This window comes from Acetobacter garciniae (assembly GCF_017377735.1).
Taxonomy (GTDB): domain Bacteria; phylum Pseudomonadota; class Alphaproteobacteria; order Acetobacterales; family Acetobacteraceae; genus Acetobacter; species Acetobacter garciniae.
Genome location: NZ_JAFVMH010000010.1, coordinates 81,291 through 95,302, shown reverse-complemented (window position 1 = coordinate 95,302; position 14,012 = coordinate 81,291). Strand labels below are relative to the sequence as shown.

Sequence of the window (14,012 nt, the reverse complement as noted above, 5' to 3'; positions counted from 1 at the left end):
CCTGGGCAGGCAGAGCGGCCGGTTCAAAGAGGCCGAGGACGCCTATAGGGAAAGCATCAACCTAGGCAAGAAGCTTCGCAACGATAATCACATGGCGCAGGTTCTACGAAGCTACGGTCTAGCGATCGAACAGCATTCGCCAGATGAGGCGCTGCTGCTGCTGCAGCAGTCGCTCGGAATCAATCGGCGGCACAGGAAATGGGAATTTGTCAGGCGGCTAGAGAAAGACATCCGCAATGTGGAAGCACGGACCACGAGTCGACTTCCGCCCCCTCCCCGCCAATCCTGAATTCAGACTTGGCTGACGATGTTCGCGCTGCTCAATCTACCTCTGCGGATGGTTACGGTACAAATTAGGCGAATGGGATTTTCATGCGCTTGTTCTATTATTACTCTTCAACCAGATTCGGCGACTGCTTTTGCAGCGATCACCGAGAGGCCACCAATTGGCAGCCTTTGGTAAATTTCCACTAATATTAATCTGCGGTTGAATGCAGGCTTTCCTCCGACCGAAATTGGTAACATGCCAGTCTACTCATAGCCGAACTCGCCCGCAAGAGATAGGGCCGCTCATGTCTGCTATACGACAAGTCGTTCATAGGCACGTATGGCCTACATGAGGGCGAAAGCGGACATAGTCCGCCCTAATATCGCGTGCCGCCCGAAAAATCTCGAGCCACCGGCTTGGAGGTATGCAAACCTCCAAGCCCGACAACGCGTTTTACGCGTCGTCGATCGGGCGTTTGGGCAGCAGGGCTGGCACGAAGATCAGGGTGCCGATCAGGGTGCAGCCCAGCGAGAGCAGCAGCAGGCGGCCCATGCTGGCTGTGCCGGGATGGTGCGAGAGGGCGAGCGAGCCGAAGGCCGTGCCGGTGGTCAGGGCCGAGAACATGACGGCGCGTGCGGTGGGGGACGCCAGGGGGGATTTGATCCCGTCACGCCAGTTCATGACGAAATAGATATTGAACGACACACCCACGCCCAGAAGCAGCGGAAGTGCGATGATATTGGCAAAGTTCAGCGTCTCGGGCAGCATGACGATCAGGATCACCGTCATCAGTGCCGACAGCAGCAGCGGGGCCAGCACCAGCGCCATGTCCTTCACGCGGCGCAGGGCGAGCATGAGGATAATGGCGATCATCGCAACGGCGGCCCCGGCCGCCTGTTCGAACGCCCGCACGATGGAGCGGGCACTTTCGACAATATCCACCGCCGTGCCTGCCATGTCGGGTTCGACCTTCTGCAACGACGCGACAAAGCGGTGCAGCGCGTTGGAACTGGACATGACGCCCTTGGGGTGAACCTCCACCAGCGCGCGGCCATCGGGCAGCAGGTAATCATCCGCGATGACGGGGGGAATATCCTTGATGGTCACGGGCGTTGCCTGGAGCATGGCGCGCAACTGGTCCAGTTCGGCAGGCAGGAAGCGTACCAGCGCCCGGTTGGCGGCCAGCACCACCGGATCGGGTGCCTGCGCCAGGCTGGCCAGGGCCGCCTGGATACGCCGCAGGGGGTCCTTGGCGGGCAGCGTGTTCACGACCTCGCCCAGGGCCTTGGCCGTATCGGCGGCGGATGCACGCAGGGCTGCCGCATCCGGGGCGGGTTTGGGTTGCGGGACGATGAGCGTGGGCAGCAGCAGGAACGCCGCATCCTGGATCAGGGCGAGTTTCTGCTTCTGGTCCGTGGGCACGAAGGAGCCCAGCCACATGACATCATGCACATCAGGCAGGGCGGACAGGCGCTCGGCCTTCTGCTCGGCCTCCTGCACGGAGGATGTCAGCAGTTCCGCGCTGTAAGGAGAGGTCTGGGGATTGTCGATCAGCAGATTGAGCGCACGCATTCCCTCGGAATTGGGGTTCTTGGTGTGCAGCGGGTCACCATCGAACTGCAAGGCGGGCACAAGCCCCAGCCCCGCCAGCGCCACCACCCCGAACAGCGCCAGCAGCAGCTTGCGGTGGCGACGGATGCCCGCATCGACCGGTCGCATGAACGCATAGCCCATGCTGGGGCAGTTCAGCGGCGGACGACAGATTTTAAGCAATGCGGGCAGCAGGGTCGTGGTGCAGATAAACGCCACCAGCATGCCAATGCCCGCGATCAGGCCAAGCTGGGCAACCCCCAGAAACGCCGTGGGCGTAAAGGCCAGGAACCCGGCCGATGTCGCAAGGGCGGCGACAAGGATCTGGTGCCCTGTTTCCTCCCCCGTCATGCGCAGGGCTTCGAACAGCCGTGTCTCGCCCAAAGCAGGGGGGTTCTGCGCACGAAAGCGCACCGAGAACTGAATGGCGAAATCGACCGCGATGCCCACGAACAGAATGGCGAAGGCGACGGAAATCAGGTTCAACGTGCCCACGGCCACCGCCGCAAAGCCCGTCGTCAGCAGCAGGCCCACGATCAGGGTCAGCACGATGGGCAGCACCACCCGCCACGACCGCACGGCCAGCGTCAGCCACAGCGTGACCAGGGCGAGCGAGCCCAGCAGCCCCGCCACCATGCCTTCGGCCACGGTTGCGAATTCCTCATCATCGATCTGGACCTGGCCGGTCACATACACCTTGGCATGGCCGTTGCGGACAAATTCCAGATTGCTGATAGCCTTGCGCATGGCGTCGGCCGCCGCACCGCCGGGCTGGAAAGACCCGTAATCCAGAATGGGCTTGGTCACCACGAACTGGTAACGCCCCGCCAGATCGGATAACTGCCCGCCCAGCAGGCGCTGCCATGACATATCCTGCGCATGGCCCGCCGCCGCCTGTTCCAAGGTTGTGGCAAAGCCGTTCAGCGGGGTCTGGAAACTGGCCAGATTACCCTGCTGCCCCAGCTTGATACCCTGGGCGATCAGCGAAAGCGCGCTGAACAGGCCGCGACCCGACGGGTCCTGCGCCAGGGCCGCCAGGAAAGGCTGGGCCGTAATGGTGTCGTTCAGCACCGTTGTCAGGGGCTGCTCGTCCAGGAACATCAGCCCGTTGCGCATCAGATAGGGGTTGGCATCCGGCCGGCGCGCGAATGTAAAGTTCTTGTGATCGGCCGAAAGCGTGTCGGCCAGCACGCGGGCGGTCTCCGCCCCCTGCTCTGGCATGTCCGCCTCGATCACGGCGACGAGCAGATTCTCCTTTTGCGGGAACAGCCGGCCCATTTCATCCGAACGCTGTTTCCAGGCCAGACGGGGGGAGAGCATCTTGCTGGTGTCCGTGGTCACGCCAAGGCGGGTCATGCCCGCATAGACCCCGCCACCCGACAGGAGAACGAACAACGCCACAACCGCCCAGGCATGGCGGGCGCATAACGTGATGAAACGACCTATGAATGCAAACAGCATGGCGTGCGACTGGTTCCCGCTATGGTCTTGGCCTGGGGCCAATATGGATGGCGACCTGCTTCTGATACCGGCGCTGTCGGCCCCGCGTCGAAAACGGGGCCGAAGCTGGCCTGATGTGCCCAACCGCCCCGCCAGATGCAAGAGGTGATATCGACACGCCCCCTTTTCTGGCACGCGGGATTATGGGCATGACGATTTTTCCTGCACGGGTCGGACGGTGCTCCAGGCCTGTTCAAGCCACTGCCACAGGACCAGCGACGGCAGACCCCAGGCCATTTCCCGCAGGCGTTTGACAAGGGACAGGGCAATCGCCGCATCCGGGGCGATGCCGAACAGGCTGCCCACGACAATATAGCCGCCTTCGGATACACCCAGCGCACCCGGCACGGCAAAACCGGCGGATTTGGCTGCCTCCCCCACGCCTTCGATCACGAAACTGACGGCGGCCGAACGGTCATGCCCCATGAAATGCAGGATCAGATAGACCTCCACCGATCCCAGCGCCCAGGCCAGGAACTGGATGCCCAGGCAGGTCAGCGCATTATGCCCGCTCTTGTACAGGGACAGAACGGCGGTATGGATGCCGCGTATGCCCGAAGCCCCGCTCCAGCCCAGATGGGCGGCAATACGCAAAAGCAGTTTTTCCATGATGGCGACCGCACCCAGCCACTGGCTGGCGAACACGCTCACGCCAATGGCCAGCAGCACCACGGCACTTTCCATCAGCCGGTCAGTGGCCGTGGAACGCTTGACCAGGAACAGCAGCAGCCCCACCCCGGCCAAGGTAAACACGATCTGGCTGATCAGTTCGATCGTCAGGTCGCAGATCGTGCCCGCCGCAGCCTGCCTGCCCCCCAGCCCCCGACGGGCGAGCAGGCGGCTTGCGACCACCTCTCCCCCCACCTGAGCCACGGGCAGGAGGTTGTTGATCCCTTCGCGCACGCAGCGCAGCATGACGTAATCGGCCAGGGAGACACGGGCGGCCGCCCTGCCGGGCGCAGGCAGGGCCGGACCGACAAGGGCGCTATCGGGGCTGGCGGAAGCGGGGGCTAAAGCGGGGCTTGAAGCGGGCCTGTGCTCACAACCGGGCTGGGGATCGGGGCCGGGTACATCACGCGGCAGCGGGCCTGCATCCCCCGGATCGCCGCCGGAAATGATCCGCCATGCCTGCGCGGACAGGCAGACCTGGATACCGTGAAAGGCGATAACGACCAGCAGCCCCCATCCGCACGCGCCGATCAGTGCCAGAATGGAGCGCACCCCATACTGCGTGAACATCCACACAGCCAGCCCCAGGCCGAGAAGGCCCGCGACAAGAGTGACCCGCCTCATGCGCTTTTCCCTTTTATGCCGCCCTCTCTCCCTGCTACCGCAGCGCCCGGGCCGGAATTGCGGATTATGCGGCCCGGATATGGCGTAGCAGGGCCAGGGATTCCACGCAGGCCGCAGCGGCTTCGCGCCCCTTGTTATGCACGTCATCGCCCGAGCGGAGCGTGGCCTGCTCTTCCGTATAGGTGGTCAGGATGCCGAACGCCACCGGCACTTCGGTGGCGAGGGACGCCTGCATGATCCCCATTGTGGCCCCCAGGCTGATGAATTCGAAATGCGCGGTATCACCCTTGACCACGCAACCCAGGCAGATAACCCCTTCGTAACGCTGGCTCTTGGCCAGGGCCTGGGCCAGCAGCGGCATTTCGAACGCGCCGGGGGCTGCGTAGATGTCTTCATCCTGCACGGCGATATTGTGCTCGCCCAGCCAGGCCACCGCGCCATCGCGCAGCCCGCCTGTCACGGCTTCGTTGAAACGGCTGACAATCAGCGCCAGCCGGGGTGTGGGTGTCAGTGTCTTCAGGTCCGGCAGGGAAACGGGGGAACGAGTGCCCATTAGCTTGACTATCCTTGGTAAAATTTCAGCCTTGGTAAAAAACTCAGGCAAGCGCCTTGTGATCGGCGGATGAGGCGGAAAAACCGCTCAGATGATGGCCCATCCGCTGCCGCTTGGCATGCAGATAGGCACGGTTGAACACATTGGGCTGCACTTCAAGCCCGATACGCTGGCGCACGGCAAAGCCCCGGGCTTCCAGCGCGCGCACTTTCGCGGGGTTGTTGGTCAGCAGGTCCATTTCGGCCACGCCCAGGTCGCGCAGGATGCTGGCCGCCGCGCGCCAGTCCCGCGCATCGGTCGCAAAGCCCAGCCGGTGGTTGGCATCCACCGTATCCAGCCCGGCATCCTGGAGTTCATAGGCGCGGATCTTGTTGACAAGGCCGATGCCCCGCCCTTCATGCCCGCGCACGTAAACCAGCACGCCGCATTCGGCCTTGCCAATGGTCCGCAATGCCGCCTGAAGCTGGGAACCGCAGTCGCAGCGCAGGGAACCGAGCGCATCCCCCGTCACGCATTCCGAATGCAGGCGCACCACCGGCACCGCACCCGCGGCCCCGACATCGCCCTTGACCAGTGCGACATGCTCCACCCCGCTTTCGTCCCGGAAGGCGTGAATGACCAGGTCATCCCCGCCGTAGGAACTGGGCAGGGCTGCCTGTGCCAGGTCGGATACGGTGGTGGTGGGTACCTCCCGCGCGGTGGGGGCGATTTCTGGCAGAGGGGCCGTGCCGTTGGCCGCGATCCATTCCACCAGTTCCGCGATGGAGATGATGGGCATGTCATGCCGCGCGCCGAACACCTCCAGCTGCGGGCGGCGGGCCATGGTGCCGTCCTCGTTCAGGACTTCGCAGATCACGGCGGCGGGTTTCAGCCCGGCCAGGCGCAGCAGGTCGATCGAACCTTCCGTATGCCCGATCCGGTCCAGCACGCCGCCCGGCATGGCGCGCAGGGGAAAGATATGCCCGGGGGTTGCGATATCGGCACCCGTTGCGTCATCAGCCACGGCCACCTGCACGGTATGGGCCCGATCCGCGGCCGAAATGCCGGTGCTGACCCCTTTCCGCGCCTCGATCGAGACCGTGAACCCCGTGCCGTGGCGGGCGGTGTTCTCGGCCTGGCGCACCATCATGGACAGGCCCAGCCGGTCCACATGTTCGGGGGCCAGCGGCAGGCAGACCAGCCCGCGCGCATGGGTGATCATGAAGTTCATGGCCGCAGGCGTCATGTATTGCGCCGCCATGACCAGATCACCCTCGTTCTCGCGGTCCTCGTCGTCCACCATGATGACCATGCGCCCCGCCCGCAGGGCCGCCACGGCGTTCGACAATGCGGCGGAAGGCCGGTGGGGGCCCGCGCGGTCGTTCATTACTTGGTCCGGCATTGTGCCTCCACATATTTTGCGATCACGTCCACTTCGACATTGACCGTATCGCCAAGGGCCAGCGTGCCCAGCGTCGTGTGCTCCCACGTATGGGGAATGATCATCAGGGCGATGGGGAACGCATTGTCCTGCCCGGGCCCCAGTTCGTTGAGTGTCAGGCTGATGCCATCCAGTGCGACGGAGCCTTTTTCGACCATGTAACGGCGCAGTGCCGCCGGCACCTGGAATTCCACACGCCGCGCATCGCCCACCGGGGTGCAGGCCACGAAACGGGCCACGCCATCCACATGGCCCTGCACGATATGGCCCGAAAGCCGCGTGGCGGGGGTAACCGCGCGTTCGAGATTGACGCGGCTGCCCACATCCAGCCGCCCCAACGTGGTGCAATCGAGTGTCTCTTTGCTGACGAAAAAGCGTACCGGCCCGCTGGCAACAGGGGCCACGGCGGTCAGGCACACGCCGTTGACGGCAATGCTCTCGCCCTCGGCCACATCGCTCAGGCCGGTTTCAACCTCCAGCATGAGGGACTGGGGTTGCCGTTCCACCGCAACGACCTGGCCCAGGGATTCTACGATACCGGAAAACATACTTGCTCCTGCGTGCAGTGCGCCCATTCCGCGAACAGGGAAAGGGGGGTGATGTCGTGCCGGGTCCTGACCGAAAGATGGTCCTGCCCGTCTGGGTCCTGGCGGATTGTCAGCCAGTCGTCCCATAAATTGCGCGCGTGCAGGGCGGCCAGCAGGGTCGGGCCTGCCTCCACCAGCAGCCACAGCGCATCGGTCCGGGCCAGAAGCGGCTCAAGATCGCTGATATCGGGGCAGAAGCGCACGTCGAAACGCTGCACTACCCCTGCCAGCCAGTCCTGGGGCGTGTTCGCCTCCTGCCCGCAGATCACCAGCAGGCGGCGGCGGTCGGTATGGTCTTCCACATGGCGCACGCCCAGGCCGGGCCTGTCCGCGCGCACCGTGCCGGTGGCGGTAATCACGCCGTCGCTCACGCGGCGCAGCGCATGGGCAAAGCGGAGGGATGCGGGGGTGGTAAAGGTGGTGCGCCCGGCAGGCGGGATCATGGAACCGGTGCTGTCCAGCGCCTGCTTGACGGTAATCCACGGCCGACCCCGCGCCACCTTGCTGGCGAACGGGGCGATCAGCGCACGGCATTGCGCATGGGCATGTTCACCATTCGCGCTATGCGCCAGCCAGCGCACGTCGCACCGCGCGGCCTGCAAACGCGCGCCACCCCCGCCCTGAACATGGGCGTTGGGGTCGGCGCAACCGATCCAGACCGTCTTGACGGGGGTGGACAGCAGGGCTTCGGTGCAGGGGGGTGTGCGCCCGGTATGGTTGCACGGCTCCAGCGTGACGACGGCGGTATGAATACGCTCGACCACGCCCAAGGCCCGGGCCTGTTCCACGGCCAGGCGTTCGGCATGCCATTCGCCCGCGCGGTGATGGGCCGCAATAACCAGCACGGCCCCTTCGGCATCGAGCAAGACGCAGCCCACGGGGGGGTTGGGCGCTGTCTGTCCGGCAAAGCGCCATGCTTCCGACACGGCCAGCGCGAAGGCCGCGCCAATGCCATGGGGCATGTCATACGCAAAGGAATGCTGAACGTCGTTCACCCTTAGTCTTTCCGTCCAAAACTACACATTCAGACAGACTCAGGGCGGCAGAAGGGTGTAGCCCTCGACCTGATCCTATGCGCAGGCATAAGGACACGGCAAGGCGCTTCCCTCTCGCGTTCTCTCCCATCCGGACTATGACCGTCGGCTCCGGATTCACACCGGATCTGCTTGACCCTGCCTAGGCAGGCGCTCGCGGGCTTACTTTGCTTGCGCAATGCTTACCGCCGGTAGGGATTTCCACCCCGCCCTGAGAACGTCTTTTCCGCATTTCTGCGGTTATTCAATTATGATGGGGCCAATCCCACCGTCTTGCAAGAGCAAAACCCCTTATACTTTCCTTAACACACGGTTATGAATGCCCCGATACCCGCGCGGGCAATACCGCGCGAAGCCCCGCCAGGCCGCGACGGGGCAGGGAATTTTGCAGCCCGCGCCCAAAAACAGGGGCGCAGGTCCGGCCCGCCTGCTCACGCCAACTTGCCCTTGCGCGCCCAAGCGGGCAAGTTGGCGGGGCACGGATGTGCCTGCATCGTGAACAAGGCCCAAGCACGCAAGACATGACCCGCCCCACGCAACCTCCGACGCAACCCGCACCCAACCCCGGCCCGCATGCCGGCCCCGAGCCGGCCGATACGACGGCCCGGCCTGACGGCACGTTACCGAGCCATATGGCAGCCACGCAGCCATCATCGGGGGATATGGAAGCACAGGGCGCGTCGCCCGACGGGGAACAGGATTACGATGGCAGTGCCGAATCCTCCCCCGGCCGCCGCGATTTCCTGGGGCTGGTCGCCACCACAACCACGGTCACGGGGCTTGCCGCCTGCGCCGTGCCCTTTGTGGACAGCCTGAAACCGCAGGACAGCCTGGCGGCCCGCCTGCCGCTGGATATCGATATTTCCAGACTGGCCCCAGGCCAGCAGATGACGGTATCCTGGCAGGGCAAGCCCGTCTTTATCGTACGCCGCACGCCCGAAGCCCTGGCCGCCCTGCAAAGTCCGGCCCTGACCCAGAAGCTGCGCGACGCCGACTCCACCACAAACCAGCAGCCACCCTATGCCCGCAACTGGCACCGCTCCGTGGTTGCCGAATACGGGGTTTATGTCGGCATCTGCACGCATCTGGGCTGCGTGCCCAGCTACACCACGCCACAGGCCGACGGTGCGGACAATGCCGGTTCGGGCGGTTATGCGTGCCCGTGCCACGGGTCGCATTTCGACCTGGCGGGGCGGGTCTACAAGGATGTGCCGGCACCCTATAACCTGCCCGTGCCCCCTTATGTCATGCCCTCGCCCACCACCCTGCGCCTGGGCGAAAACCCGCCGGGACAGCATTTCGATTTTTCGACAATCGAACAGATCTGACACGGCTCCATCGGGGGGCGGGGATCGGCCTTACGCGTCCCCCACCCTGCGCGAAAGCCGCATGACGGCTGCGATATTGCGTGCGGTGCGGCGAATATTGGCGCGGGCCTGCGCCAGGGCTTCGTCCAGGCTACACGGGCCGCTTACGATACTGAACACCGCATCGATCCCGTGATAATGGACATCGCCATGCCCGTCCCCCAGGGACCCGGCCAGGGCGATGACCGGCTTGCCATGGCGTTTGGCCACCCGCGCCACACCCACCGGCGTCTTGCCGCGCACGGTCTGGCCATCCATCCGCCCTTCGCCCGTAATCACCAGATCGACATCGGCCAGAATGGTATCGAGCCCCAGCGCATCGGTCACGATCTCCACCCCCGGTCGCAGGCGCGCGTTGAGAAAGACCATGGCCCCTGCCCCCATGCCACCCGCCGCACCCGCTCCGGGCCTGTCGGCCACGGCCTGCCCAAAGGCTGCCTCCAGCACCGCACCGTACCGAGCCAGGGCTGCATCAAGGGCTGCGACCATATCCGGCGTGGCCCCTTTCTGCGGGCCGAAAACGGCCGAAGCCCCGGCAGGGCCAGTCAGCGGGTTATCGACATCGCAGGCCACTTCGATCTCGCATTCGGCCAGACGCGGATCGAGCGTTGACATATCTATGTGCGCCAGTTCCACCAGCGCCGCACCGCCGGGGCGGAGATCGCACCCGCCCGCATCGAGCAACCGGGCCCCCAGTGCCTGGGCCATGCCCGCCCCGCCATCGTTCGTGGCACTGCCGCCCAATGCCAGGATGATATGGCGGCACCCGTCATCAAGGGCGGCGCCGATCAGTTCACCAACCCCAAAGCTGGTCGCCATCATGGGGTTGCGGGTCGCGCGCGGCACAAGGTCCAGCCCTGCGGCACTGGCCATTTCGACAACCGCCGTGCGGCCATCCCCCATCAGGCCGTAACGGGCCGCAACCGGCGCACCCAAAGGCCCCGTAACCGTCAGATGGCGGAACTGCCCGCCACTGGCCTGTGTCAGCGCAGCGGCCGTACCCTCCCCCCCATCGGCAGCGGGAAGCTTTATGCACACCGCATCCGCGAAAATATCCGTAAAGCCGGCCTCGACCTCATCCGCCACTTCCAGTGCTGTCAGGCTTTCCTTGAACGAATCACAGACAATCGCAATCTTCATGGCGCGGTCCCAACAGCCCGGACACGCCTGCGGCATTTCCTGAACACGGTTTTCTCCCTTCCCTCATGCGTTCGTCCACGCAGGATCATAACGCGACGGTACCGCATGGGTGGCAATCCCCCATGGCATGATCGGGATCGGGCCTGGTGTTGCGGGCAGACCGGCGGATATGATCCTCCGGCCGATGCCTCGCTTTACAAGGCAAGGCAATGCGCGACGGGGAAAATCGTCCCCGGTATCAGGATTGTGTAAAGGCATGCGGGCGAGACCCCGCATTTTACGCGCGGGCCTGCATGCTGGTGCGCACACCCGCTGCATTTTTCAGGGGCACGGCAGGTTTTGAGAACATTCCGCACCATACTGGAACGTTCTTGAATATGCTACCTCCCGCCCCCGCTGCCCGGCCTGCCATTTCAGTCTTTGCAGATCGTTGCGTGGTAAAATAACCTTATACGCAAGCCGGGTTTACGAAGACCGATCAGCCGCAGCAAGATCGATATAGGGGATATGCTGCCGGTCGATTTCCTCGACCGCCTCCCCGTAGCCCGCATCGGCGTAGCGCATTACGCCCAGGCTGGTATCGTTCGTCAGCGTCAGCCGCAGGCGTTCGTCCGCCTCGGACGATCCATCGGCGATCGTCGTGATTCCGGCACTGGTCATATAGCCCGCATAGCCGCCGCCCCCGGAATGGATGGCCACCAGATCGGCCTGCGATGAACAGGCCAGCATCGCATTGAGCAAAGGCCAGTCGGCAACGGCGTCGGACCCGTCCTTGAGGTTCTCGGTCATGATATTGGGGTGGGCCATGGCCCCCGCATCCAGATGGTCACGGGTGAACGCCACGGGGCCGGACAAAATGCCTTCGCGCACCATGCGGTTGACATCCAGCCCCACCTTCGTCCGGTCGCCGTGGCCCAGCCACGCAATGCGCGCGGGCATGCCTTCGACCGGGATAAACCGGCGCGCCAGCGTGATCCAGTTCACGACGGATGGATTATCCGCGAATGTTTCCAGCAGGTAATTGTCGATTTTTCGCAGGTCGGCCTCATCATTGGACAGGGCGATCCAGCGGAACGGACCAATGCCGCGTGCGAACAGGGGGCGCAGATAGGCTTCGGTAAAAATCGGGATATCGAAAGCATGTTCGATCCCGGCCTTTTTGGCCTGTGTGCGGATCAGGTTGCCATTGTCGAACACGACCGAACCCGCGGCGCGGAAATCGAGCATGGCCTGCACATGCCGTGCGATCGATTTCAGGGCCAGTCGGGACAGCGCCTCCGGGTCGCTCTGGCGCAGGGCCCTGGTTTCCTCCAGCGAAAGTTCTGCGGGGATATAGCCATAGACCAGATCATGGGCCGATGTCTGGTCGGTGACGATATCGGGAATGACCCCGCGCGCCAGCAGTTCGGGAAAGATGTCCGCCGCATTGCCGCACAGGCCGATGGAACAGGCATCCCCCGCGGCGCGCGCGGCTTCGATCCGGCGCAGGGCGTCATCCAGCGAGGATGCACGATGTTGCAGATAGCCGCATTCGATACGTTTGGTGATCCGGGTATCATCGACCTCGACACACAGGATGATCGCACCGGCCAGTTGCCCGGCCAAAGGCTGAGCCCCGCCCATGCCGCCAAGGCCGGATGTCAGGATCAGCCGCCCCGTCAGGTCGCCTGCGAAATGCTGCTCGGCAATGCGGCGGAAGATCTCATACGTGCCCTGGATCACCCCCTGCGAGCCGATATATTGCCAGTCCCCCGCCGTCAGCCCGCCCCAGCAGATCAGGCCCTGCTTTTCCAGCCGGTAGAATTCCTCGGCCCGGGCCCATTGCCCGACGATATTGCAGTTGGCCATGACGACAATGGGGGCGCGTTCATGCGTCTTGACCACGCCGATCGGCTTGCCCGACTGGACGATCAGCGTTTCGTCATCGCCCATGGTGGTCAGGGCGCGAACAATGGCATCGTGCGATGGCCAGTTGCGCGCGGCCTTGCCCAACGCCGCATACACCACGAGATTGGCCGGATCTTCCCCCACCGACAGGACGTTTTCGAGCAGGCGCAGCAATCCTTCCTGCCGCCAGCCGCGACAGCGCAGATTACTGCCCGAGGTCACATCGAACTGTTGCTTTGTCATGGTCAGCCCTTCTCGCTGATGCCGTGCAGGGCATAACTGGTCAGGTCGATCCCCAGCGCGCGTTCGACGGGGGGGTAAACCGCGGGGTCGATCACGCTGGAAGAAAGCGGGAATTTGGTTTTTTCCACGTGCAGGACAAGAATTTCCATGCCTTCGGTAACCTCGCCCACGCTGAGCGGATGCCCTTCTGGCGACAATGTCGTGATGATGTCGGGGAAAGAAGCCATCCGCCCGCCCCCTGCATCGTCCAGCGCCATATATTCGTTCATCACATGCAGGGTAACGACCTTGTCGCCGGTTCCTACGACAATGGTGCCGATATCGAAGGCTTCGGGCGTATAGACGACCGATTTGCGTGAAACCTTGCCCTGCGCCACGATAGCGCCGTCCAGTTCACGGGTGATGGTGTCGATGACCGCACTCCCGCCCTTGGAGCGGGCCGCCAGCACGGCCTCGCCCAGGGCCAGCGCGCGTGAGATGCCACCCCAGGCGGCATGGCGTTTGACATAGGAAGCAGGCAACGGGTTGCGGCACGAGGCAATGAAACCGCCCGACATGTCCGACGCCGTGCGCAGAATGGGGGAGACACGGGCCGTAGCCCCCTTGGCGACCACTTCCAGATAGGCACCGTTCGCGCGGTTGCCGCCCACCACCGCCTGAATCATGGTCTCGGGCGAGCCCGCCATGCCGATCGAGCCCATATCGCCCGTGGGGTGGGCGCGCATGTCACCCACCGCATCGATGACCTTGGTCCCCAGGATCGCACCCGGCAGCCAGGCGTTCAGTGTGCTGGACTTGCCGTTCTGCCCGATCATCAGCCCGTAGATCGGGCGCCCCAGTTCCTTTTCCACCAGGCGGACGGCATTGACGTAATCCACCCCCAGCATCTGCCAGTGGGTGGTGCTGGCCGGGGCCCCTATGGCCGCAGCCGTGGCGATGATCGCATCATCGGCGATCTCATCCGCGCCGACCAGTTCGGGCTGGCCTGCATTGACCGCCGCCGTGCCCAGCATGCGGCCGTGCTCCACCCATCCGCCACCGCCACAGGCAAAAATGGAACCGCCCGCAATGGCGGATTCGACATCCTTTTCAACCAGTATACGGCTCATTGGGATTCTTTCCTGATAGGG

General features: G+C 64.1%; 11 protein-coding genes and 1 riboswitch. Of the genes, 2 read left to right on the top strand and 9 right to left on the bottom strand.

What is annotated here, in order from left to right; genetic code table 11:
- The coding region (locus J2D77_RS15025) for a tetratricopeptide repeat protein (protein WP_207847162.1) at positions 1-289 on the top strand (289 nt) is incomplete at its 5' end.
- A 432-nt stretch (positions 290-721) separates the two neighbouring features.
- On the opposite strand, the gene J2D77_RS15020 is transcribed toward J2D77_RS15025, so the two are convergent.
- From J2D77_RS15020 to ribD, 6 genes are all read right to left on the bottom strand, one after another.
- Positions 722-3,319 (bottom strand): MMPL family transporter, encoded by a 2,598-nt coding sequence (locus J2D77_RS15020; protein ID WP_207847159.1) that lies wholly within the window; start codon positions 3,317-3,319, stop codon positions 722-724.
- Between the two features lie 180 nt (positions 3,320-3,499).
- Positions 3,500-4,651: a flippase-like domain-containing protein gene (locus tag J2D77_RS15015; protein ID WP_230975853.1), complete on the bottom strand. Its 1,152-nt coding sequence runs from the start codon at positions 4,649-4,651 to the stop codon at positions 3,500-3,502.
- 64 nt (positions 4,652-4,715) lie between these two features.
- Positions 4,716-5,204: a 6,7-dimethyl-8-ribityllumazine synthase gene (gene ribH, locus J2D77_RS15010; protein WP_207847157.1), complete on the bottom strand. Its 489-nt coding sequence runs from the start codon at positions 5,202-5,204 to the stop codon at positions 4,716-4,718.
- 43 nt (positions 5,205-5,247) lie between these two features.
- Positions 5,248-6,585: a 3,4-dihydroxy-2-butanone-4-phosphate synthase gene (gene ribB, locus J2D77_RS15005; RefSeq protein WP_407927108.1), complete on the bottom strand. Its 1,338-nt coding sequence runs from the start codon at positions 6,583-6,585 to the stop codon at positions 5,248-5,250.
- On the bottom strand, positions 6,570-7,172 hold the full coding sequence (locus J2D77_RS15000) for a riboflavin synthase (RefSeq protein WP_207847154.1): 603 nt from the start codon (positions 7,170-7,172) through the stop codon (positions 6,570-6,572). The genes ribB and J2D77_RS15000 overlap by 16 nt, the downstream gene beginning before the upstream one ends.
- On the bottom strand, positions 7,154-8,173 hold the full coding sequence (gene ribD, locus J2D77_RS14995; RefSeq protein WP_207847190.1) for a bifunctional diaminohydroxyphosphoribosylaminopyrimidine deaminase/5-amino-6-(5-phosphoribosylamino)uracil reductase RibD: 1,020 nt from the start codon (positions 8,171-8,173) through the stop codon (positions 7,154-7,156). The genes J2D77_RS15000 and ribD overlap by 19 nt, the downstream gene beginning before the upstream one ends.
- 147 nt (positions 8,174-8,320) lie before the next feature.
- A riboswitch (FMN riboswitch) is annotated at positions 8,321-8,468 on the bottom strand.
- A 439-nt stretch (positions 8,469-8,907) separates the two neighbouring features.
- Between ribD and petA the strand changes: the two genes are divergently transcribed.
- A complete protein-coding gene (gene petA, locus J2D77_RS14990; protein ID WP_207847187.1) occupies positions 8,908-9,573 on the top strand; it encodes a ubiquinol-cytochrome c reductase iron-sulfur subunit in 666 nt (221 codons plus the stop codon).
- A gap of 30 nt (positions 9,574-9,603) precedes the next feature.
- On the opposite strand, the gene J2D77_RS14985 is transcribed toward petA, so the two are convergent.
- The 3 genes from J2D77_RS14985 to J2D77_RS14975 all read right to left on the bottom strand — a co-directional run bounded on the left by J2D77_RS14985 (position 9,604) and on the right by J2D77_RS14975 (position 13,991).
- Complete coding sequence (locus J2D77_RS14985) at positions 9,604-10,752, bottom strand: glycerate kinase (protein ID WP_207847151.1); 1,149 nt, start codon at positions 10,750-10,752, stop codon at positions 9,604-9,606.
- A 465-nt stretch (positions 10,753-11,217) separates the two neighbouring features.
- A complete protein-coding gene (locus J2D77_RS14980) occupies positions 11,218-12,882 on the bottom strand; it encodes a urocanate hydratase (RefSeq protein ID WP_207847150.1) in 1,665 nt (554 codons plus the stop codon).
- 2 nt (positions 12,883-12,884) lie between these two features.
- The gene (locus J2D77_RS14975) at positions 12,885-13,991 is read right to left on the bottom strand and encodes a DUF917 domain-containing protein (protein WP_207847148.1); all 1,107 of its coding nucleotides are present in this window, start codon (positions 13,989-13,991) and stop codon (positions 12,885-12,887) included.
- Positions 13,992-14,012 lie beyond the last annotated feature (21 nt).

Bases quoted from the DNA above. Each gene is read 5' to 3' on its own strand.
- ribB (WP_407927108.1), bottom strand. From the start codon at position 6,585: ATGCCGGACCAAGTAATGAACGACCGCGCGGGCCCCCACCGGCCTTCC.
- J2D77_RS14985 (WP_207847151.1), bottom strand. From the start codon at position 10,752: ATGAAGATTGCGATTGTCTGTGATTCGTTCAAGGAAAGCCTGACAGCA.
- J2D77_RS15000 (WP_207847154.1), bottom strand. From the start codon at position 7,172: ATGTTTTCCGGTATCGTAGAATCCCTGGGCCAGGTCGTTGCGGTGGAA.
- ribH (WP_207847157.1), bottom strand. From the start codon at position 5,204: ATGGGCACTCGTTCCCCCGTTTCCCTGCCGGACCTGAAGACACTGACA.
- J2D77_RS14975 (WP_207847148.1), bottom strand. From the start codon at position 13,991: ATGAGCCGTATACTGGTTGAAAAGGATGTCGAATCCGCCATTGCGGGC.
- ribD (WP_207847190.1), bottom strand. From the start codon at position 8,173: ATGCCCCATGGCATTGGCGCGGCCTTCGCGCTGGCCGTGTCGGAAGCA.
- petA (WP_207847187.1), top strand. From the start codon at position 8,908: ATGGAAGCACAGGGCGCGTCGCCCGACGGGGAACAGGATTACGATGGC.
- J2D77_RS15020 (WP_207847159.1), bottom strand. From the start codon at position 3,319: ATGCTGTTTGCATTCATAGGTCGTTTCATCACGTTATGCGCCCGCCAT.
- J2D77_RS15015 (WP_230975853.1), bottom strand. From the start codon at position 4,651: ATGAGGCGGGTCACTCTTGTCGCGGGCCTTCTCGGCCTGGGGCTGGCT.
- J2D77_RS14980 (WP_207847150.1), bottom strand. From the start codon at position 12,882: ATGACAAAGCAACAGTTCGATGTGACCTCGGGCAGTAATCTGCGCTGT.